Source organism: Cronobacter universalis NCTC 9529 (assembly GCF_001277175.1).
GTDB lineage: Bacteria > Pseudomonadota > Gammaproteobacteria > Enterobacterales > Enterobacteriaceae > Cronobacter > Cronobacter universalis.
In genome coordinates, this window is the sequence record NZ_CP012257.1 from 1,134,102 (window position 1) to 1,153,611 (window position 19,510).

Sequence of the window (19,510 nt, forward strand, 5' to 3'; positions counted from 1 at the left end):
AGTGCCTGGCGCTTACTGGTGGAATGAAAATAAGGAGAACGCCATGAAACTCGTGCACATGTTAAGTGGTTTAGCCGTTGCCGTTGCTCTGGCCGGTTGCGCGCAGGATAAAAGTGCTGATATCGCTGTTCCAGCCCCGAACCCGAATACCTCCGGCGTCGCGACGAAGCCGGTGATTAAACAGCCGAACGTTTCCGGTACCGTATGGATCCGCCAGAAAGTGGCCCTGCCGCCGGATGCCGCGCTGACCGTAACCCTCTCTGACGCCACTCAGGCTAACGCCCCGTCGAAAGTGCTGGCCCAGAAAGTGGTGCGTACCGAAGGTAAACAGGCGCCGTTCAGCTTCGTGCTGCCGTTTAACCCCTCCGATATTCAGCCAAACGCCCGTATTCTGCTGAGCGCTGCGATCACGGTTAACGATAAGCTGGTGTTTATCACCGACCGTGTACAGCCTGCGGTGAACCAGGGCGGTACCAAAATCGACCTGACGCTGGTGCCAGTGCAGCAGACCGCCGTGCCGGTACAGGCTGGCGGCGGGGCGGTGACAACCGTACCGTCGACCTCGCCGACGCAGGTTACGCCGTCCTCCGCCGTTCCGGCCCCGACGACGTACTAAGCCGCACAAGCGCCTCTTCGGAGGCGCTTTTCAGTAGCGCCACCCGTAGCGCGCCAGATCGATCTCTCCTTTCCCCGACACCTGTACGCCCTCCGCGAGCAACGCCTGACGCTGGCGCTGTAAATCCGGCCCGGTCAGTGAAATCTCCCCACGACGATTCACCACCCGATGCCACGGCAACCGGCTGCCTTCCGGCAGGCGTTTCAGCACGCCGCCCACCTGACGCGCCGCCCGCGGCGAGCCCGCCAGCCTTGCTACCTCGCCATAGGTTGTGACGCAGCCTTCCGGTATGGCGGCGACAATCTGGTAAACGCGCTGTGGAAAGGTGTCTTGGTTGTCCATCTGGGCTCCTTGATATCAGGCGTTAAGCATAAGAAAGGGCGGCCGAGGGGTGCAACTGCGATGTGGCTTTTATTACCGCTCTCAATATTAAATATATATTTATCAGGTATTTATATGATTGTGGCGAAAGTAAAATACGCTTGCGATCACGGTATGATTCCGGAGCGCGCCGCAAAATAGGTGAAATTTTGCAACGGGCTGATTTATGAGCGGATATTTGTACTGGGGCAAGTCCCGCAAAGGCGAAAATCATCAGGGCGATGATTACCACCTGCTGCAATGGCATTCACTCGACGTAGCCGCATGTGGATACGTGATGGTAATGGAAAACCACTTCAACGCCGCGTCTCTCTTTGCGACGCTCGGGTTAGACGATCGAGAAACGACGGCCACGTTTTTCGCCTGGCTGCTCTGCTGGCATGATATCGGCAAATTTGCGCGTCTGTTTCAGCAACAATACCGCTGCGACGCGCTGGCGTGCGGCTTGCGCGACGTCAGCGACAGCCGCCACCATCATACCGTCACCGGCATGTGGCTGTGGCAAAACCATCTTGGCTATTGCGTGGCGCAGGGCATGACAGGCCCGCTGTCGGCGCGAGAGCGTAAACGCGTGCTGGACCGCTGGATGCCTGCGGTTATTGGCCATCACGGCAAGCCTGTCTCCTGTGAAAACGTGTTCCCCGCGTGAGCGGGGATAAACCGAACGCTACCCGCCACACGTCCGCGTAAGTCTTGTGTTCCCCGCGCGAGCGGGGATAAACCGTGGTCGGGTAGAATCATCAGGGCTGGCGGGTGCGCTTCGCTTACCCACCCTACATATTAAACTGGCGGGCCTGCGCTTAACCGCTTCATAAAACGTGTCTCGCGCTTGTTGCCGGTTGCGCAATAAACCGGCATCCGGCGCGCGTTGGGTTGCAATCGCCAGGGGCAACAGACATAATGCGCCTGCGCGTTTAACGACGCTCTCAATGGGGGCTCTGTTGGTTCTCCCGCAACGCTACTCTGTTTACCAGGTCAGGTCCGGAAGGAAGCAGCCAAGGCAGATGACGTGTGTGCCGGGATGTAGCTGGCAGGGCCCCCACCCATTTCTGCAACCCTCTGCCACGATAACCTTCTTCGATTGTGCTGCTTTTGAGCATCCGCTTCTGCGTTTTCTCGTTACTCCCATAGCTATTTATTTCCGTGCCGCCACCCGCTTTATTTTATTCTGTATTCTAAAATTAATTATACTGTCATTTATTTGTCATCTTATTGTCATAATCATCGGACTGATATCTCATTTTTAAAACGTCTTTTTATAAGTAAGAGCTTAGTGCTGGATCTTAATAATCAATTGAGGTATTAAATAGCTCTCATCTGAAAGGAAAGGAATTTTCTATGACTGCTGCGGTGCTTAACGTAAAAATAGATACCGATCTTAAAGACAAGCTTCGTCAGTATGCTGAGCAGAACAGCGAAACGCTCAGCGCCGCCACAGAAAAGCTGTTGCAGAAAGCGCTGGTGCTGGCTGATGAAGACGACGCGGTGAACAGCGAAGAGATCGACAGCCAGCATACCGAAGAAGATGTATCCCCACTTTCTGTAAAAGAAATCAAAGCGCTACGTAAACTGCTGAAGAAAAGAAAATGAAAGACGCCTCTTTATCTGGTACGGCCTCAACCTACCGGGAAGCCTGTGAGCTGCTACGCTCAGGGTATGTCAAACATGTTCGTCTGTGCTGGGATGTCGGCAGCGATGAGTTTTTTCGCATTGCGTCTGACTGGTGCGACGCGGGCGCAAAAATAAAAAAAGAGGGCGATGCATTTGTCATTTCCCTGAAAGGTTTTCCGGTTCCCCGTCAGCATTAATTTCCCCCTGTTGAACCTGTCATTAATATATCATCCGCGTGACACGGCGCTGTTACAAAGCGCCGTCATTATCCTTCGCATAATAAAATGATACGCCTCACCATCTCAAATTATGTGCAGTCACGGATGACCCTTTTTATGGCGAGCCGGAAGGCTCGTCATCTGTTTTTTCTTTCCTGTCAGATTCACCTTAATCGTCACACCAGCCCACGGGCCGTCGGCGCGCGCGTCTCCATAAGCTGATGCCAGAGCGGCTGCAAGCGGCCAAACGCCTCTTCCAGCCGTTCGGTCTCAAGCGTAAACGGCATTCGCAGAAAGCGCTCGAAGGCGCCATCCACGCCGAACCGGTTGCCCGGCCCGAGATGAATGCCGAGCCCTTCAGCACTCGCCGCGAAACGCGTCGCCAGCGGGCGCGGCAGTTCCACCCAGAATGATAACCCGCCCTGCGGCAGTGTCGTGCGCCACTGCGGAAAATAGCGCTGCATGGCGTCGAGGCACGCATCGCGTCGCGCCTGTAACGCGGCGCGGCGGGGCGGCAGAAAGTGCGGCGAATCCTCAATCAGCGTGGCGACGGCAAGCTGTTCCAGCAGCGGCGAGCCGAGATCGAGCGTGTCGCGCGTCTGGATAAGCGACGCGATAGTGCGCGCGCTGGCCCGTATCCAGCCGAGCCGCAGCCCGCCCCAGAAGCTTTTCCCCGCTGAACCGAGCGTAATGACCTCATCCTGCGCCGCGAACGCGGCCAGCGGCGGCGGCGGGGCGTCTTCATACCAGAGATCCACCATGGTTTCGTCCACAACCAGCGTGGTACGGCTGGCGGCGGCCGCGGCAGCCACGCGTTCGCGGGTCGCGGCGTCCATACAGTAGCCGGTGGGGTTGTGGTAATCGGGGATGAGATAGGCGAGGCGCGGCGACGTCTGGGCAAAGGTGGCCGCCAGGCCGTCCGGGTCCCAGCCCTGGCTTGCCAGCGACACCGGCACCGGGCGGCACGACGCCCCGCGAATAGCGGCGATAGCGAGCGGGTAGGTGGGATTATCGATGACGACCCTGTCGCCGGGGCCGGTCAGCAGCCGCAGCACAAGCGCGAAGCCGCTCACCGCGCCATTCACCAGCATCACCTGATCGGCGCTGGTGGGCAGACCGCGCGCGCCGTAGCGGGCGGCGATGGTTTCACGCAGGCGCAACAGCCCCTGCGGATCGTAGCCGGTATGGCCGAGATAGTCCGGCAACTGCGCCACGGCGCGCTGGCAGGCCGCTAACACCTCCGGGCCCGCGCTTAGCGCCGCGGTGGAGAGATCGAGCGCGCCGCCGCTGCCGGTGAGCGTGGGCACCGAGGCGCTGGCGGGCAGGGCGATCGCGGAGCCTGCGCCGTGGCGGCTTACCAGAAAGCCTTCATCGCGCAGCAGCCCCAGCGCGCTCGCCACGGTCGTGCGGCTGACGCCCAGCGCGGCGGCCAGTTCACGCTCGCCCGGCAGACGGCTCGCGAGCGGCAGGCGTCCGTCCAGAATGAGAAGGCGCAGCGCCTGCGCCAGCTGACGATAAACCGGCAGGCGGGAATGTTCCTGCTGCCAGCGGCCAAGCAGGCGCAGCAGCGACGCTGTGCCGGTGCGACGGTGATTCATAAGCAGTCCACTTTGTTGAAACTGGACCTTAATCTTATGTCCACTGGCCTTAAAGTAATAGCCAGATTACTGATGAGGGAAAAAGTATGTGGCGTCGTTTAGTGCAGTTGTATGTCGGGCTTTCGCTGTATGGCGTGTCGACCGCGATGTTTGTCCGGGCGGATCTTGGCACCGATCCGTGGAATGTGTTTCACGTCGGTCTGGCGCGGCTGCTGTCGCTGAATCTCGGCATGGTGATTATCGGCGTCGGCGCGCTGGTGCTGCTTTTATGGGTGCCGCTGCGCCAGAAACCGGGCCTTGGCACCATCAGTAACGTTATTATGATTGGGCTGACGGCAGACGCGGCGCTGGCCGTGCTGCCTGCGCCGTCCTCGCTGGCGCTGCGTAGCGGGCTGCTTGCCGCCGCCGTGGTGCTGAATGCGCTGGCGACCAGCATGTATATCGGCGCGGGGTTTGGCGCAGGCCCGCGCGATGGCCTGATGACCGGCATAAACGCCCGTACCGGGTGGTCGGTGCGCAGCGTGCGTACGGCGATTGAAGTGACCGTCCTGCTGGCGGGCTGGGCGATGGGCGGCACGCTGGGGATCGGCACGGTGGTGTACGCGCTCGCCATCGGGCCGCTTATTCAGCTCTGCCTGCCGTGGTTCCAGGCGCGTCGCGTAAAGCCTGTCGCGCCGGCCGTGGCGGCGGCTGAAAAAGGGTAGGTCGCCTTTTTGCCGCGCTGCGTTATGCTGGGTGTTTTCGCCGATGAGGAATGGTCATGTCGAACCCTGCAGCCTTACACGCGCGGCCCGCGCTGCACTGGAGCAGCGAAGCGCTGGCCTCAATACTGTGCCGCTGTTTTGACGGTTATCTGGTGCCGTTTCAGCTCGACGGCGCGGCGTTCGCTCACCGCTTCGGCGCGGAGAATGTCTGCCTGAACGCCAGCCGCGTCTGGCTTGCGGGCGAGAGTGTCGTCGCGCTGGCGCTCATCGCCCGGCGCGGCTGGCGCAGCCGTCTCGCGGCGTTCGCCATTCACCCAGACTGGCGCGGACAAGGCGTGGGCAAAACGCTGATGATGCAGCTGCTGGATGAAGCCCACGAGCGCGGCGAGAAAAGCATGACGCTTGAGGTGATCGTCGGCAATGACGCCGGGCAGAGGCTCTATGAGCGCGTAGGGTTTACCTGTGAGAAAACGCTGGTCGGTTTTCAGGCCCACAGCCCGGCGGCATTTGTGGATACGCAGGCGTTAATGCCCTGCGATCCCTGCGAAGTCGCGCAGCGTATGACGGCGCAGCGCGGTGAACTGCCGTGGCTGATAGCGCCGGAAACGGCGCAGGCGCTGCCAGGCGTTGGGTTTTCGCTGGACGATCGGGCATTCGCCATCGTGGCGACCGGTTTTGCCCAGCCGCAGCTGCGCGCGCTGTGGGTAGCTCCGCAGGCGCGACGTGAAGGGCGCGCGCGACAGTTACTTTCACTGCTGCATGAGCGTTTTCCGGGCTTAACGACACCCGTGGCGGTCGACCAGCGCCTCGCGCCGCTCTTTGAACAGAGCGGTTTTCGCATCCAGCCGGTGCGCCAGTATGAGATGCGGCATTCGCTTACGTAACGCCGTGCTGTTTGCACCAGGCGATAAACATGTCCGCGGGCAACGCTTTGCTGTAGAGCCAGCCCTGGGCGTACTGCACGCCGTGTTCGCGCAGCCACTGCGCCTGGCTCTGGTTCTCCACCCCTTCGGCCACCATCTCAAGCCGCAGCGTTTTCGCCATTTCGATAATGTGCGGCGTGACGGTTTTGTACTCCAGCGCGTCGACAAACGATTTATCGATTTTCAGGATATCGACATCCAGATCTTCCAGATAACTCAGGCTGGAATAGCCAGTGCCAAAGTCATCAATATAAATTTTGTGCCCCGCCGCGCGCAGACGCGCAATGATCGGGCCGCTTAGCGCCGGGTCGGCGAAGCCGCGCTCGGTGATTTCCAGCGCCAGCTGGTGCGGCGCGACGCCGTGTTTTGAAAGAGCGTCGGTGAACATATCGACAAACTGCGGCTCATGCAGATCAAAGGCCGAAATATTAATAGAGATGTGCTGCCGGGGATGCGCGCGCAGCCAGTCGCCGAGATCGTCCAGCACGTTATACACAATGCGGCGCGTCAGCGGGCCGATAAGCCCGGTCTGTTCGGCGAGTGGAATAAAGATATCCGGCGTTAACATGCTCCCGTCCGGCTGAGGCCAGCGGATAAGCGCCTCCGCGCCGGTGGGGTGGCCATCCGCCAGGCGGATAATCGGCTGGTAGTGCATCACCAGTTCGTTATTGGTGATGCCATCCTGCAGACGATAACGCGGCGACTGTAAACGTCTCAGCAGGCGGAGCAGCCAGAACGCCGCCGCCACGCTGATAAGAATGCCCGCCGGCAGCCAGATAAGCTGGAGCTTGCGGATCTCCGCCGTCTGCGGCGCCTGCGATGCCCAGGCCACGACGGCTATGCCGGAGCGCGGCTCGCGGTGGATCAGATAGATATTCCCGTTGTATTCGATTTTTCTGGCGCCGCTTTCACGCGCCATTTTCCAGACGGTTTTATCAAACGGGCCGCTGCTGGCCAGCACCCGGTTACGCGGCAGACCGATAATGGCGGTGTTAATCGGCCAGGCGCTGAACGGGATCAGATCGATAAACGAACTGGGATCGATAAGCACAACGTGCTGCCCGTGGCCGACCATGATCATCGGGATCGACAACCCCACATCATTTTGCGTGCTGAACCAGACATCGTAATTCGCGTCGTTGACCCACGTTGGCGGCGGTAGCGGATTGCCGCTGCTGCGGCCCACCAGCGATGAACAGACGGGAACCCTGTTATTCAAATAGACCACTTCCTGAACATGGCGAAACACAAACGAGGTGCGCCGCATCGCCTGCAGATGCGCCTCGCTGCACGGCTCTCCGGTGAAGCTGTTGATTTTGGTGAGCGCCGCTTTCGCCTGCTGCATGATGTCATTAGTGTGGATAAGCGTCCGTTCGGTGTAGGCGTCCAGCTCCATCATAAAATGCTGTTCGGCCTGATGGCGGGCGAGCCAGAAACTGAACGCGACAGGCAGCAAAACGCTGAGTAACAGCACGCCTGTTACTATTTTGATCAGTTTTGCGATGGTCACGATGGCTGCCTGCCCTGATGTAGAAAAGAGTGCCGAAGTACTTCTAGCGTAGTGGGGGATAATGGCTTTTGCGACGGCGCGCCGCATTGATTTTGCTTAGGGTTAGGGCAAAAAAAGCGTCGGGCGCCGCCGTCAAGGCCGCGCCGTAACGTTGAATCGTCAGCGTCGGTGCGCGAGCCGCCGCACCAGTCGGTCGCCGAGCGTTTGCACGCCCTGCACCAGCGCCACCAGAATCACCACCGTGGCGGCCATGACTTCATTATTGAAACGCTGGTAGCCGTAGCGAATGGCGAGATCGCCAAGCCCGCCGCCGCCGATGACGCCAGCCATAGAGGAAAAGCCAATCAGCATCACCACGGTGAGCGTCACGCCAGCCAGCAGCGTGGGCAGCGCCTCCGGCAGCAGCGCTTTGCTGATCACATGCCAGGCGTTGCCGCCCATTGAGATAATCGCCTCGGCGCGCCCGCGATCCACTTCATCCAGCGCGTTTTCCACCACGCGGGCGAAGAAGGGGAACGCGCCGATAGTAATCGGCACTACGGCGGCGGTGCTGCCAAGCGTCGTGCCGATGATAAGGCGCGTCAGCGGGATTAACGCAATCAGCAGCACGATAAACGGCAGCGAACGTCCGACGTTAATCACGCCGCCCAGCACGCTGTTGAGCCGCGGCTGCGGGAGCACGCCGTCGCGACGGGTGATAAACAGCACCACGCCGACCGGCAGGCCGATAAGCACCGTAAAGAGCGCCGCCAGGCCGACCATATAGAGCGTCTCCAGCGTGCCCTGCGCCAGCAACGGCCAGAGATCCTCAAAGCTCATGCCACTTCGCACCATATTCTCTCCTCCACGCCGTGGCGGCGTAAAAACGCCTGCCAGGCGGCGTTGTCGCGCACCAGCGTCTGGCGCAGCACCGACCAGGGCGCGGTGAGCAAGTCCGCGAGCCTGCCGCTCTCCACCAGTCTTCCGTCTTCCAGCAGCGCCGCGTGATCGCAGATGGCTTTGACCACCTCAAGTTCATGCGTGATCAGCACGATAGTCAGCCCGAGCTGGCGATTGATATCGGCAAGCAGCGCAAGGATGGAGGCGGTGGTCTCCGGGTCGAGCGCGCTGGTGGCCTCGTCGCACAGCAGCACCTCCGGGCGCGCGGCGAGCGCGCGGGCGATGCCCACGCGCTGTTTCTGCCCGCCGGAGAGACGCGAGGGAAACGCGTCGGCTTTATCCGCAAGCCCGACCAGGGCCAGCAGCTCCGCCACCCGTTCGCGCCGCGCCGTACGCGACACGCCTGCGATCTCCAGCGGCACCGCCACGTTGTCCGCCACCGTGCGCGCGTGGAGCAGGTTAAAGTGCTGAAACACCATCGCGGTGCGCTGTCGGTGCTGGCGCAGCGCGCGGTCGTCAAGGCGGGTAATATCCACGCCGTTCATCAGGATGCGGCCCGCCGTCGGCCGCTCCAGCAGGTTAAGACAGCGCAGCAGCGTGCTCTTGCCCGCGCCGCTGCGTCCCAGAATGCCGTACACAGCGCCCTGCGGAATGGCGAGCGAGACGTCGTCCAGCGCCGGGCGGCCCTCTCCGGCGTAAGTTTTGCTCAGCCCGTCAAGCGTTATCATGACTGCGGCGCCGCGACCGGGATCACCGAGCCGTTGTAATGCTGGCGAATAAATTCTGCGACCTGCGGCGACTGTAAATCCTTCGCCAGCGCTTTGATGCGCGGATCGCCTGCCAGCGCGGGCGTGGTCACCAGCAGGTTGGCGTAAGGGTTATGGTCGGCGCGCTCCAGCCCCAGCGCGTCTTTGGCGGGCGTCAGGCCCGCTTCCAGCGCGTAGTTGCCGTTGATCACCGCCAGATCCACATCATCAAGCGAGCGCGGGATCTGCGGCGATTCGATTTCGAGGATCTTCAGCTTTTTCGGGTTATCGCGAATATCTTTCGGCGTGGCGAGGCTGCTCGCCGGATCGCTAAAGCCCGCCTTCAGCGTAATCAGTCCCTGGTTTTGCAGCAGGAACAGCGCGCGGCTCAGGTTAGTGACGTTATTCGGCACCGCGACCGTAGCTCCCTCCGGCACGGCTTTGAAATCTTTATATTTCCGGGAATAGATGCCAAGCGGCTCAACGTGCACCGTGGCGGCGACGGTGAAGGTTTTACCAAGCGCCTTTTCCTGATCCTTCAGGTACGGCAGATGCTGGAAATAGTTGGCGTCCACATCGCCGTTCGCCAGCAGTTCGTTGGCGTTGACGCCGCTGGTGAGCTCCACGACGTTGAGGTCGAGCTTCGGATCGAGCTTTTTAATGTAGTTAAGAATTTCGGCGTGCGGCACCGGATCGGCGGCGACACGCAGCGGCTCGGCGGCCTGTAAACCTGCGGAAATCAGCAGCGCCAGCCCGGCCAGCGTCATAGTGGCTTTTTTCATTATGCTTTCCTTAGTAAGGGATCAGGCGATCAGTTCGTGGCTTTCGCGCAGCACGTCGCGGTAGTAACGTTCGGCGACATCAGGGTGCGAGCGCAGGCGGCCTTTTAAATAGTTCCAGCCGACATCGCGCAACAGCGGATTGCGCGGATCGCTTTGCGGGCCGTGCGCCTCACGCGCTAATTCCGGCGGCAACGGGTAAACCGGCACCACGCCGTCAAGCCGCGCGCCGAGGAAAAAGGCGATGGAGAGGCGTTCTTTGTCCGCGGGCGGCGACACGACGCGGTGCACCGTGGCGCGCAGATAGCCGTTAGTGGCGAGCTCCAGCAGTTCGCCGATGTTCACCACAAAGCTGTCCGGCAGCGGGGCGGCGTCAATCCACTCGTCGGGCGCCACTTCCACCTGTAACCCTTTTTGCTGGTCCTGCAACAGGAAGCTTAAGAAACCGGAATCCTTATGCGCGCCCACGCCCTGAGTACTGCCGGTGTTCTGCTGGCCCGGATAGCGAATGAGCTTGATATGCTCGTTAGGCTGCTCGCCATAGAGCGTGTCGAAGGCGTCTGGCGAGAGTTGCAGGGCTTCTGCGAACGCGCGCAGCAGTCGCAGCGCCATCTGCGCCATATCGCGCTGAAAACGCAGCAGCGTTGGCCTGAGCGACGGCTGCGCGGCGGGCCAGAGGTTCGGCCCCTGTAACCTGCGCCACGATGGCGCCGTCGCGGAAAGCGTCAGCGCCGGGCGCTCGGCGCCGATATCAAACTGCTCGCGCCAGTCCGGTTTGCCGCGCGTCAGTTCCGCCGCCGCGCGGTTATAGCCGCGGAAATGCGGGGAGTGGATCATCGCCACCTTCGCTTTTTCTTCTTCCGGCAGGGCGAAGAACTGGCGCGCCTCGCGCTGCACGTCTTCCAGCAGGCGGGTGTCGACGCCGTGATTCACGACGTAGAAAAAGCCGATGTCGCGGGCGGCGTAGCGCAGATGATCGAGAAACGCGGCGCGATCCGCCGGGCCGGCGTTAAGTCTCGCAAGATCGAGAATTGGCAGAGTTGAGGATAATGTTGTGCTCATGGAACGCTCCGTTAGCAAAGAAAAATCACAGTCGGTAATCTGCAAACAGACCGGCACAACAACAGCACTGGCGCATGGGGATCTCCTTCATTTATTGCCATACCGCCACACTGCCCGAAAGACGCCCGGACGCCCAATATTGTTCTTTTCTGATTTATAACCGCATGGGGTAAAAAGGATTTCTGGCTGGCGCATAAGTAATTATTTCAAAATGTTTCCGCCAGAAGGGGATTTGTTTTATCCGTCAATGAGTTAATTTTTTGTTAATTTTTTAACATGTTTTCAATCATCAAGTTTGCCGCTGCGCTGCCGTTGTCCTGAAAGAAGAACCCTCTGTTCCTTTCCAGGAAAATAACAATGCTAAAAACAACGCAAGCCAGATTTATCTTTTTACTCTGCCTCTTTCTTGCTGCCCTGAGCGGCATTACCGCGCTGGTGATCCACTTTTTTGTGACGCCGGAAATTAAACGCACCGAGACGCGGCTTATCCGTTATGAAGTCGACAACGTGGCGTTCAGCATCGTTGAGCAGATGAACCGCGTGCAGGCGCAGATGCGCAGCGTGACGCAGAGCGTCGCGGCGATGCAAAGCGATGACATCGACCGTCTGTTGCCAGCGCTGGTAGACCAGTACCAGGACGTTAACGTCTTCGGCGGGGGCATCTGGCCGCTGCCGGAAAAACGCGAGGCGGGGCGCAATAAATTCAGCACCTTCTTTGCGCGCAACGCCAGCAATCAGCTTGAAGTGAACACGTACTGGAACTCCGACGCGGCGCCGAATTACTACGAGCAGGTCTGGTATAAAGCGGGTCTGAACGCGCCCGCCAGCCGTTGCGCCTGGGCGAACGCGTATCAGGACGACGCGAGCCCGCAGCCGCGCACCAACTGCGCGATGGTCATTACCAAAGATGGCCAGCCGTGGGGCGTGGCGACGATCGACGTAACGCTCGGCTTCTTTAATCAACTGGCGAAACAGATGAACGACGCCATCTCCGGGCGCGTGCTGATTGTTGAGGCGGACGGCAAAATCGTCGGCGACGCCGATCAGGTCGGCAAAACCGCCAGCCTGAAAAAGCTTGCCGATCTGGGCGACGATCCGATGGCGCAGACGGTGCAGAAAGCGCTGACCAGCTTCCGCCCCGGCGAGAAAACCGAACAGGAGTATGAGCAGAACGGCGAGTCGCATACCGTGATGCTGCAATCCATTAAGGGCAGCCCGTGGATTATCGCGGTCGATCTGCCGACCGCGCTGTTAACCGCGCAAACCGATACCATTCTGGCCCGCCTGAGCATGGTGCAGATCCCGATGCTGCTGTTGCTTCTGGGCGTGCTGGTGCTGTTTATCCGCTCGCTGATGGGCAAACTCGCCGATCTTAACCGCAATATCAGCCGGCTCTCCGCAGGCGGCGCGGATCTGACGCAGCGCCTGGAGCCGACCAGCAGCCCGGAATTCAACGCCATTATCGACAGCTTTAACGGCGTGATCGACTACCTGCAAACCATGCTGCGCCAGGTGAGCGACAGCGCCCGCGCGCTGTCGTCGGCCTCGCAGCAGATCTCAAGCGGAAACCAGGATCTCTCAGCGCGTACCGAAGATCAGGCAAGCTCTATTGAGGAGACGGCGGCGTCGATGGAACAGCTCACCAGCACCGTGCGACAGAACGCCGATAACGCCGCGCACGCCAACGAGCTGGCGCATCAGGCGTCGCAGGTGGCGGAGCGGGGCGGCAACGTGGTGCGCGAAGTGGTCAGCACCATGAGCGCTATCCAGAGCTCGTCCGGCAAAGTGGTGGATATTATCGCGGTGATCGACAGCATTGCCTTCCAGACCAACATTCTGGCGCTGAACGCGGCGGTGGAAGCGGCGCGTGCGGGTGAGCAGGGCCGCGGCTTCGCGGTGGTCGCTTCGGAAGTGCGCAGCCTGGCGCAGCGTTCCGCGCAGTCGGCGCGCGAAATCAAACAGCTGATCGAAAATTCCGCCAGCAATATTGACGTGGGTACGAAACTGGTGAACGACGCGGGCGCGACGATGGATGAACTGCTGAGCGGCGTGCGCAACGTGACCACGCTGATGGGCGAAATCATGTCTTCCAGCCGTGAGCAGAGCGCGGGCATCTCGCAGGTGAACCTGGCGATTAATCAGCTCGACAGCGCGACGCAGCAGAACGCGGCGCTGGTGCAGGAGGTGTCGGCGGCGTCGCACTCGATGACCGAGCAGACGCAGCAGCTTGACCGCGTGGTGGCCGGTTTCCGCCTGTAAGTTATCACGCGCTCCTGAAAAGCCGGCGTCTGATGCGCCGGCTTTTTCTTTTCACTCGCCCTCGTTGTGCCCGCCGCTTGCAATTTCAGCCACGCCGACTTACGATATTGTTACGTTATAACATTAACAAAGAGCGAATGATGAAAGCTGATATCCATCCGCATTACCGTACCGTGGTGTTCCACGACACCAGCGCCAACGAATATTTCAAAGTCGGCTCGACCATTAAAACCGAGCGCGAAATTGAACTCGACGGCGAAACCTACCCCTATGTGACCATCGATGTGTCATCGGCGTCGCACCCGTATTACACCGGGCGCCAGAAGACCATTACCACCGAGGGCAGCGCCGCGCGTTTCCAGCAGCGCTTCGGGCGTTTCTTCAACGATAAAAAGGCGTAAATCATGCAGGTGCTGAATTCGTTACGCAGCGCGAAGGCGCGTCATCCTGACTGTCAGATAGTCAGACGCAAAGGACGGTTGTATGTGATTTGCAAAACGAATCCGCGGTTTAAAGCGGTGCAGGGAAGGAAGAAAAGAAAATAAGCATCGCCCTCGCAAGAGGGCGATTTTCCTATCAGTGCGCCCGGGAGGCCGTGGCGGTATTCACCGGCGCGCTGGCGGCACCCGCGTTTTTATCCAGCGAGTAGATATCGTAAAACGATAAGGCTTTCTTACGGGTCAGCATCTTCTCAAGCTGCGCTTTTTGTTCGGCGCTTACGCGCGGGGACGCCTGAATTTCTTCAATCAGACTCGCCGGCACGTCGCGGGTGTTATACCACTCGCCGTTATAGCACACGCGAAAATCCAGCACGTCGATATCTTCATAACGGTAGCGCGGGTTGACGTCGAAAAAGAAAAAACCGTTTAACAGCACAAACAGCACGACCAGCAGCCAGACCGAACCTGCCAGGGTTTCTGACTGGAGCATCACCGCGAGCGTCGCCAGCCAGCCCAGATACATGGCGATAAACAGGCCGGGGTGCTTACGGATAAAGGTGATGCTAAAACGCGGGCGGTTGTCGCGTTTCTCTTCTTTGTTGAGTCGGTCAATGGTGGCCGTCAGCAGTCGCTGGATTTCAGTCATGCAAAACCTTCAGAATCTGTATCGCGCGTGCGCGGGAATGAGCATTTTATGAGGCCGCCCTGTGCGAAAAAAGTAACAGACGGCCAACAAAAAACCATAACAGTTAACCGAAGCGGCACTTCAGAGACGGCGAATCACCCGCGCCGGATTGCCGGCGACCACGCAGTTGGCTTCCACGGAATGCGTCACCACGGCGCCTGAGCCGACCACTACGTTATCGCCAAGCGTAACGCCTGGGTTAATAATCGCCCGCCCGCCGATCCAGACGTTATCGCCAATGGTGACCGGTTTTGCGAACTCCAGCCCGCTGTTGCGCTCTGTCGGGTCGAGCGGGTGCGTGGCGGTATAGATATGCACGCCGGGCGCCAGCATACAGTTCGCGCCAATGTGCACCGGGCAGACGTCCAGAATAACGCAGTCGAAATTGGCGTAAAAATTCTCGCCCAGGTAAATGTTGTAACCGTAGTCGCAGCGGAAGGTTGGCTCAATGTACGCGTTTCCCGCTTCGCCCAGCAGCGACTTCAGTAGAGCCTGACGTTGCGCTTTCTCATCGGGCGCGCTGTGGTTGTATTCATGCAGGAGATGCCGCGCGCGCACGCGATCCTCGCGCAGTTCCGGGTCGTTCGGGCGGTACAGCTCGCCCGCAATCATTTTGCGTTTCTCTTCGCTCATGGCTGGTGTCGCTCAGTTTCAGTTAATGGAAAGCCTGATAGTAGTCACTAAATGCGCGACTGACCATTCACTGCATTTTAGGGGGAAGAGAAAGCCGGGGAGGAGCCATGCTAACGGAGGACATATCCGGTGTGGCACGCACAACGCGAATCGCTCGACACTAACATGGCGCCGACATTATCAAAAAGATAATCACATACAAAATAGCGGGAGATTAACGAACAAATTTCCACACAGACGTCGGGATTTTATCGTAAAGCTTATTCATGGTCAGTTCAGCCAGGCGATGATCTGCGGCTGAATAAAATACCGCCAGTTCATTGTCGGATAATTCATATTTATTTTTTTCAATAACGCGCTCAAGCGTGTCAATTGTCTGACAGCGTCTCAGTCGCATTAAATAATCGATTTTGGTTAATGGTTTGGTCGTCATAATACACCTAAGTGATTGTTCTATTTTTAAAAAGACAAGCTCACAGGGTTTTCTTTGCTGGCGTTAATGAAACACCGGAAAAGCCTGTTTCCGGACTTGCGCCATTTTTGCAAATCTTGCGCATTGATACCGTAATTGCTGAAAAGCATAAAGGTATCGTCCAGATATTCATCTAATTGTTCAATGAGAGCGGTATCATCTTCATGCTTAATTTTATAATTAAGACCGAAGCTGGCAATATGCTCAATCAAGTCGTTGAGTTGCAGGTTAACGGCGGATGTGGGGTCGTTAACCCAGCCATGCTGGTTTTCGCCTAGCGTGGCGAGGCAATCATGATACAGGCTTTCACACAGAAATTTAAGCTGCGCTATATCATGCCGTTTTGGTGAGTATTCGTCCATAACGTATCCCCTTTTTAGCGAAAATTTTTAGTCAACAACACCGCAGGGGCAGATACACAACCAGTGTCCGGAGGCGTGGCGCTCCATTTTTAATCTACTTTTACTATAAAACACCCTGAGGATTTTTTCCTGGCACGATTACGAAAAATTACATTTCCGCTGTTAATCGCACATCGGCGCAGACTCTTTTACGCGAATCAATAAAGGTAAGGTACGCAGACGCATTCAGAAAGAAAACTTAACCTTTAAGTCTTAGTTTTACCTTAGTTTAAAACTTTCATTTATTCGCGCCTGAAGAATATTCTGTAATAAAGTCTTTTTCTGCATCAGATTAATCCCAATAAAATATTTCTCGTGAAAAAAAGATGCGTGAAAGAGGGCGGTGGCGATTTTTTGCGCGAGGCGTTAAAAAGCGGCGGGCAGGGAAGGGGTAAAAAAAAGGCCGCGTAAGCGGCCTTTTTTATTAGTGATGCTCAACCGGATGGCTGTGCTCAACATCTTCATTCTTACGGCTGAAGCGGCGGCGGACCACCACGAAGAACACCGGAACGAAGAAGATAGCCAGGATGGTGGCGGTCACCATCCCGCCCATGACGCCGGTACCGACGGCGTTCTGCGCGCCGGAGCCTGCGCCAGAGCTAATCACCAGCGGCATAACGCCGAGGATAAACGCCAGCGAGGTCATCAGGATGGGACGCAGACGCATACGTACCGCTTCCAGCGTCGCTTCTATCAGGCCTTTACCTTCTTTCTCCATCAGATCCTTAGCGAATTCCACAATCAATATGGCGTTCTTCGCCGACAGGCCGATGGTAGTCAGCAGACCCACCTGGAAGTACACGTCGTTGTTAAGCCCGCGCAGCGAGGCCGCCAGCAGCGCGCCGATAACCCCGAGCGGAACCACCAGCATGACCGAGAACGGAATCGACCAGCTCTCATAGAGCGCCGCCAGACACAGGAACACCACGATAAGCGAAATGGCGTACAGCGCCGGGGCCTGGTTGCCGGACAGACGTTCCTGATAGGACATGCCCGTCCAGTCGTAGCCGATACCGGTCGGCAGCTTGCTGGCGATCTCTTCCATCATCGCCATCGCTTCACCGGTACTCTTACCTTGCACCGCCTGGCCCTGGATCTGCATGGATGGCAGACCGTTATAACGCTCCAGACGCGGCGAACCATATTCCCAGTGGGACGTCGAAAAGGCCGAGAACGGCACCATCTGCCCGTTTGCGCCACGCACATACCAGTTATTGATATCGCCCGGCAGCATACGGTACTGCGCCTGCGACATGACATACACCTTCTTCACGCGACCGCGGTCGATGAAGTCGTTGACGTAGCTGCCGCCCCAGGCAGAAGCGAGCGTGGTATTGATATCGCTGATGGATACACCCAGCGCCTGCGCTTTTTCCTGGTCGATATCGATTTTAAACTGCGGCGTATCTTCCAGACCGTTCGGACGTACCTGCGAGAGCAGATCCGGGTGTTTGGCCGCTTCGCCCAGCAGCTGGTTACGGGCCTGCGTCAGCTTATCGTGGCCCAGGTTGCCCTGGTCGATAAGCTCGAAGTCAAAGCCGGTCGCCGTACCGAGTTCCACAATCGCCGGCAGGTTAAAGGCGAAGACCATCGCATCTTTAATCTGCGAGAAACGTCCCATCGCGCGGCCGGTAATGGCCGGGACTTTGTTTTCCGCACCCGAACGCTCATCCCAGTTTTTCAGCGAGACGAACGCCAGACCGGTGTTCTGGCCGCGGCCGGAGAAGCCAAAGCCGTTAACGGTAAAGACGGAGTTAACGTTGTCTTTCTCCTGGGTGAGGTAGTAGTTGGTGACCTCATCCAGCACCTTCTGGGTACGCTCCTGCGTGGCGCCAGCCGGGAGCTGCGCCATCGTCAGGAAGACGCCCTGGTCCTCTTCCGGCAGGAACGAGCTCGGCAGACGAATAAACAGGAACGCCATCGCCACGACGATCAGCAGGTAGAGCAGCAGATAACGGCCGGTGCTGCGCAGAATGTTGCCTACGCTGTCGGTGTAATGGTGCGTGCTCTTGTCGAACATGCGGTTAAACCAGCCGAAGAAGCCTTTTTTGCCTTCGCCGTGATCGCCTTTCGCGACAGGTTTAAGCATGGTGGCGCAGAGCGCCGGCGTCAGGATCAACGCCACGATAACCGACAGCACCATCGCGGAAACGATAGTAATAGAGAACTGACGATAAATCGCACCGGTTGAACCGCCGAAGAACGCCATCGGGATAAATACCGCCGAGAGCACCAGCGCGATGCCGACCAGCGCGCCCTGGATCTGACCCATCGATTTGCGGGTCGCTTCTTTGGGCGGCAGGCCTTCTTCGACCATGACGCGCTCGACGTTCTCGACCACCACGATGGCGTCATCCACCAGCAGGCCGATGGCAAGCACCATCCCGAACATAGTGAGGGTGTTTATCGAGTAGCCGAAGGCCGCCAGTATCGCAAACGTACCAAGCAGGACGACCGGCACCGCGATGGTCGGGATAAGCGTCGCGCGGAAGTTCTGGAGGAACAGGTACATGACCAGGAACACCAGCACGATCGCTTCGACCAGCGTTTTCACCACTTCGAAAATGGAGATTTTAACGAACGGCGTGGTGTCATACGGGTAAACGACTTTCAGACCGCTCGGGAAGAACGGCTCAAGACCGGCAATGGTCTTACGCACCGCTTCAGCTGTATCCAGCGCGTTCGCGCCGGTCGCGAGTTTAATACCGAGACCCGCCGCCGGCTGGCCGTTGTAACGCGCGATAATGTCATAGTTCTCGCCGCCAAGCTCAACCTTCGCCACGTCTCGCAGCAGCACGCGCGAACCATCCTGATTCACTTTCAGCAGGATTTTGCTGAACTCCTCGGCGGAGGTCAGACGGGTCTGCGCGATAATCGAGGCGTTCAGCTGCTGGCCTTTCACCGGCGGCGTACCGCCAAGCTGACCGGCCGCCACCTGGGCGTTCTGCGCTTTAATGGCGCTGATCACATCCACCGGCGTTAACTGGAAGTTGTTCAGTTTGTTCGGGTCGAGCCAGATACGCATCGCGTACTGGGAGCCGAAGAGCTGCACGTCGCCCACGCCCGTGGTACGGCTGATCGGATCTTTAATGTTCGCGCCCGCGTAGTCGGCGATATCTTCCTGCTTCATCGAGCCATCGGTGTTGATAAGGCCTAACACCATCAGGAACGAGCTGGAGGATTTCTCGACGCTCACGCCCTGTTGCTGCACTTCCTGCGGCAGGAGCGGCATGGCGAGCTGCAGCTTGTTCTGCACCTGCACCTGCGCGATATCCGCGTCAGTGCCGGATTCGAACGTCAGCGTGATCTGCACGGTACCCGAGGAGTCGCTGGTGGAGGACATGTACATCAGGCCATCGATACCGTTCATGTTCTGTTCGATAACCTGCGTCACGGTGTCCTGCACCGTTTTCGCATCCGCGCCCGGGTAGGTCGCGTTAATCGTCACCGCTGGCGGCGCAATCGACGGATATTGCGCCACGGGCAGTTTCATAATGGACAAGCCACCTGCCAGCATGATGATGATGGCGATCACCCACGCGAAGATGGGGCGATCGATAAAAAACTTAGCCATGTTTTAACGGCTCCTGTTA

General features: G+C 58.5%; 21 protein-coding genes and 1 other RNA gene. 10 read left to right on the forward strand and 12 right to left on the reverse strand.

Going from position 1 to position 19,510, the window contains the following annotated elements:
• Positions 1 to 43: 43 nt before the first annotated feature.
• A complete protein-coding gene (locus tag AFK65_RS05135) occupies positions 44 to 616 on the forward strand; it encodes a YbaY family lipoprotein (RefSeq protein ID WP_007706072.1) in 573 nt (190 codons plus the stop codon).
• 30 nt (positions 617 to 646) lie between these two features.
• Here the strand turns inward: AFK65_RS05135 and AFK65_RS05140 are convergent, their stop codons facing one another.
• On the reverse strand, positions 647 to 958 hold the full coding sequence (locus AFK65_RS05140; protein WP_007706073.1) for an MGMT family protein: 312 nt from the start codon (positions 956 to 958) through the stop codon (positions 647 to 649).
• 205 nt (positions 959 to 1,163) lie between these two features.
• Here AFK65_RS05140 and AFK65_RS05145 point away from each other — a divergent pair, with 205 nt between their 5' ends.
• The 4 genes from AFK65_RS05145 (at position 1,164) to AFK65_RS05155 (ending at position 2,805) form a co-directional block, all read left to right on the forward strand.
• On the forward strand, positions 1,164 to 1,646 hold the full coding sequence (locus AFK65_RS05145; RefSeq protein WP_226993375.1) for a CRISPR-associated endonuclease Cas3'': 483 nt from the start codon (positions 1,164 to 1,166) through the stop codon (positions 1,644 to 1,646).
• A gap of 290 nt (positions 1,647 to 1,936) precedes the next feature.
• Positions 1,937 to 2,033, forward strand: an RNA gene (gene ffs, locus AFK65_RS20715) — signal recognition particle sRNA small type.
• 302 nt (positions 2,034 to 2,335) lie between these two features.
• Positions 2,336 to 2,587 (forward strand): hypothetical protein, encoded by a 252-nt coding sequence (locus tag AFK65_RS05150; protein WP_007706081.1) that lies wholly within the window; start codon positions 2,336 to 2,338, stop codon positions 2,585 to 2,587.
• Positions 2,584 to 2,805: a hypothetical protein gene (locus AFK65_RS05155; RefSeq protein ID WP_007706084.1), complete on the forward strand. Its 222-nt coding sequence runs from the start codon at positions 2,584 to 2,586 to the stop codon at positions 2,803 to 2,805. Before AFK65_RS05150 ends, AFK65_RS05155 begins: the two co-directional genes overlap by 4 nt.
• Before the next feature lie 197 nt (positions 2,806 to 3,002).
• Here AFK65_RS05155 and yczR read toward each other — a convergent pair whose 3' ends face one another.
• Complete coding sequence (yczR, locus tag AFK65_RS05160; protein ID WP_038857812.1) at positions 3,003 to 4,424, reverse strand: MocR-like transcription factor YczR; 1,422 nt, start codon at positions 4,422 to 4,424, stop codon at positions 3,003 to 3,005.
• Between the two features lie 86 nt (positions 4,425 to 4,510).
• Between yczR and yczE the strand changes: the two genes are divergently transcribed.
• Both yczE and AFK65_RS05170 read left to right on the forward strand, forming a co-directional pair.
• Positions 4,511 to 5,128, forward strand: coding sequence for a membrane protein YczE (yczE, locus tag AFK65_RS21515; RefSeq protein ID WP_038857809.1), 618 nt, complete (start codon positions 4,511 to 4,513; stop codon positions 5,126 to 5,128).
• Between the two features lie 56 nt (positions 5,129 to 5,184).
• Complete coding sequence (locus AFK65_RS05170) at positions 5,185 to 6,012, forward strand: GNAT family N-acetyltransferase (protein WP_038857808.1); 828 nt, start codon at positions 5,185 to 5,187, stop codon at positions 6,010 to 6,012.
• Here AFK65_RS05170 and AFK65_RS05175 read toward each other — a convergent pair.
• From AFK65_RS05175 to AFK65_RS05195, 5 genes are all read right to left on the reverse strand, one after another.
• Positions 6,005 to 7,561, reverse strand: a complete 1,557-nt coding sequence (locus tag AFK65_RS05175) for an EAL domain-containing protein (protein WP_038857807.1) — start codon at positions 7,559 to 7,561, stop codon at positions 6,005 to 6,007. The two genes, AFK65_RS05170 and AFK65_RS05175, sit on opposite strands and share 8 nt — an antisense overlap.
• Before the next feature lie 159 nt (positions 7,562 to 7,720).
• A complete protein-coding gene (locus AFK65_RS05180) occupies positions 7,721 to 8,380 on the reverse strand; it encodes a methionine ABC transporter permease (RefSeq protein ID WP_032804334.1) in 660 nt (219 codons plus the stop codon).
• Positions 8,377 to 9,168, reverse strand: a complete 792-nt coding sequence (locus tag AFK65_RS05185; protein WP_081639392.1) for a methionine ABC transporter ATP-binding protein — start codon at positions 9,166 to 9,168, stop codon at positions 8,377 to 8,379. Before AFK65_RS05185 ends, AFK65_RS05180 begins: the two co-directional genes overlap by 4 nt.
• Entirely contained in the window at positions 9,165 to 9,968 is an 804-nt protein-coding gene (locus AFK65_RS05190; protein WP_038857806.1) for a MetQ/NlpA family ABC transporter substrate-binding protein, read from the reverse strand. Before AFK65_RS05190 ends, AFK65_RS05185 begins: the two co-directional genes overlap by 4 nt.
• 21 nt (positions 9,969 to 9,989) lie before the next feature.
• The gene (locus AFK65_RS05195; RefSeq protein WP_038857805.1) at positions 9,990 to 11,027 is read right to left on the reverse strand and encodes an isopenicillin N synthase family dioxygenase; all 1,038 of its coding nucleotides are present in this window, start codon (positions 11,025 to 11,027) and stop codon (positions 9,990 to 9,992) included.
• A gap of 357 nt (positions 11,028 to 11,384) precedes the next feature.
• On the opposite strand from AFK65_RS05195, the gene AFK65_RS05200 reads away from it, so the two are divergent.
• From AFK65_RS05200 to ykgO, 3 genes are all read left to right on the forward strand, one after another.
• Positions 11,385 to 13,286: a methyl-accepting chemotaxis protein gene (locus AFK65_RS05200; protein WP_038857804.1), complete on the forward strand. Its 1,902-nt coding sequence runs from the start codon at positions 11,385 to 11,387 to the stop codon at positions 13,284 to 13,286.
• Positions 13,287 to 13,426: 140 nt separating this feature from the next.
• A complete protein-coding gene (locus AFK65_RS05205; protein WP_004386912.1) occupies positions 13,427 to 13,687 on the forward strand; it encodes a type B 50S ribosomal protein L31 in 261 nt (86 codons plus the stop codon).
• Positions 13,688 to 13,690: 3 nt separating this feature from the next.
• Positions 13,691 to 13,831: a type B 50S ribosomal protein L36 gene (gene ykgO / locus AFK65_RS20730; RefSeq protein ID WP_004386911.1), complete on the forward strand. Its 141-nt coding sequence runs from the start codon at positions 13,691 to 13,693 to the stop codon at positions 13,829 to 13,831.
• A 31-nt stretch (positions 13,832 to 13,862) separates the two neighbouring features.
• Here ykgO and AFK65_RS05210 read toward each other — a convergent pair whose 3' ends face one another.
• The 5 genes from AFK65_RS05210 to acrB all read right to left on the reverse strand — a co-directional run bounded on the left by AFK65_RS05210 (position 13,863) and on the right by acrB (position 19,491).
• Complete coding sequence (locus tag AFK65_RS05210; protein WP_007706149.1) at positions 13,863 to 14,372, reverse strand: YlaC family protein; 510 nt, start codon at positions 14,370 to 14,372, stop codon at positions 13,863 to 13,865.
• 120 nt (positions 14,373 to 14,492) lie between these two features.
• On the reverse strand, positions 14,493 to 15,044 hold the full coding sequence (gene maa / locus AFK65_RS05215; protein ID WP_007706151.1) for a maltose O-acetyltransferase: 552 nt from the start codon (positions 15,042 to 15,044) through the stop codon (positions 14,493 to 14,495).
• A gap of 214 nt (positions 15,045 to 15,258) precedes the next feature.
• On the reverse strand, positions 15,259 to 15,477 hold the full coding sequence (locus AFK65_RS05220; RefSeq protein ID WP_007706154.1) for an HHA domain-containing protein: 219 nt from the start codon (positions 15,475 to 15,477) through the stop codon (positions 15,259 to 15,261).
• A 26-nt stretch (positions 15,478 to 15,503) separates the two neighbouring features.
• Positions 15,504 to 15,878 carry an Hha toxicity modulator TomB gene (gene tomB, locus AFK65_RS05225; RefSeq protein WP_007706157.1) on the reverse strand — a complete coding sequence of 125 codons (375 nt, stop codon included), beginning with the start codon at positions 15,876 to 15,878 and terminating at the stop codon, positions 15,504 to 15,506.
• 463 nt (positions 15,879 to 16,341) lie between these two features.
• Positions 16,342 to 19,491, reverse strand: a complete 3,150-nt coding sequence (gene acrB / locus AFK65_RS05230) for a multidrug efflux RND transporter permease subunit AcrB (RefSeq protein ID WP_007706160.1) — start codon at positions 19,489 to 19,491, stop codon at positions 16,342 to 16,344.
• Positions 19,492 to 19,510: the final 19 nt, after the last annotated feature.

Excerpts from the sequence above, each read along its gene's own strand:
- AFK65_RS05135 (WP_007706072.1), top strand. The coding sequence starts at position 44 with ATGAAACTCGTGCACATGTTAAGTGGTTTAGCCGTTGCCGTTGCTCTG.
- AFK65_RS05140 (WP_007706073.1), bottom strand. The coding sequence starts at position 958 with ATGGACAACCAAGACACCTTTCCACAGCGCGTTTACCAGATTGTCGCC.
- AFK65_RS05145 (WP_226993375.1), top strand. The coding sequence starts at position 1,164 with ATGAGCGGATATTTGTACTGGGGCAAGTCCCGCAAAGGCGAAAATCAT.
- AFK65_RS05150 (WP_007706081.1), top strand. The coding sequence starts at position 2,336 with ATGACTGCTGCGGTGCTTAACGTAAAAATAGATACCGATCTTAAAGAC.
- AFK65_RS05155 (WP_007706084.1), top strand. The coding sequence starts at position 2,584 with ATGAAAGACGCCTCTTTATCTGGTACGGCCTCAACCTACCGGGAAGCC.
- yczR (WP_038857812.1), bottom strand. The coding sequence starts at position 4,424 with ATGAATCACCGTCGCACCGGCACAGCGTCGCTGCTGCGCCTGCTTGGC.
- yczE (WP_038857809.1), top strand. The coding sequence starts at position 4,511 with ATGTGGCGTCGTTTAGTGCAGTTGTATGTCGGGCTTTCGCTGTATGGC.
- AFK65_RS05170 (WP_038857808.1), top strand. The coding sequence starts at position 5,185 with ATGTCGAACCCTGCAGCCTTACACGCGCGGCCCGCGCTGCACTGGAGC.
- AFK65_RS05180 (WP_032804334.1), bottom strand. The coding sequence starts at position 8,380 with ATGAGCTTTGAGGATCTCTGGCCGTTGCTGGCGCAGGGCACGCTGGAG.
- AFK65_RS05185 (WP_081639392.1), bottom strand. The coding sequence starts at position 9,168 with ATGATAACGCTTGACGGGCTGAGCAAAACTTACGCCGGAGAGGGCCGC.
- AFK65_RS05190 (WP_038857806.1), bottom strand. The coding sequence starts at position 9,968 with ATGAAAAAAGCCACTATGACGCTGGCCGGGCTGGCGCTGCTGATTTCC.
- AFK65_RS05195 (WP_038857805.1), bottom strand. The coding sequence starts at position 11,027 with ATGAGCACAACATTATCCTCAACTCTGCCAATTCTCGATCTTGCGAGA.
- AFK65_RS05200 (WP_038857804.1), top strand. The coding sequence starts at position 11,385 with ATGCTAAAAACAACGCAAGCCAGATTTATCTTTTTACTCTGCCTCTTT.
- AFK65_RS05205 (WP_004386912.1), top strand. The coding sequence starts at position 13,427 with ATGAAAGCTGATATCCATCCGCATTACCGTACCGTGGTGTTCCACGAC.
- ykgO (WP_004386911.1), top strand. The coding sequence starts at position 13,691 with ATGCAGGTGCTGAATTCGTTACGCAGCGCGAAGGCGCGTCATCCTGAC.
- AFK65_RS05210 (WP_007706149.1), bottom strand. The coding sequence starts at position 14,372 with ATGACTGAAATCCAGCGACTGCTGACGGCCACCATTGACCGACTCAAC.
- maa (WP_007706151.1), bottom strand. The coding sequence starts at position 15,044 with ATGAGCGAAGAGAAACGCAAAATGATTGCGGGCGAGCTGTACCGCCCG.
- AFK65_RS05220 (WP_007706154.1), bottom strand. The coding sequence starts at position 15,477 with ATGACGACCAAACCATTAACCAAAATCGATTATTTAATGCGACTGAGA.
- tomB (WP_007706157.1), bottom strand. The coding sequence starts at position 15,878 with ATGGACGAATACTCACCAAAACGGCATGATATAGCGCAGCTTAAATTT.
- acrB (WP_007706160.1), bottom strand. The coding sequence starts at position 19,491 with ATGGCTAAGTTTTTTATCGATCGCCCCATCTTCGCGTGGGTGATCGCC.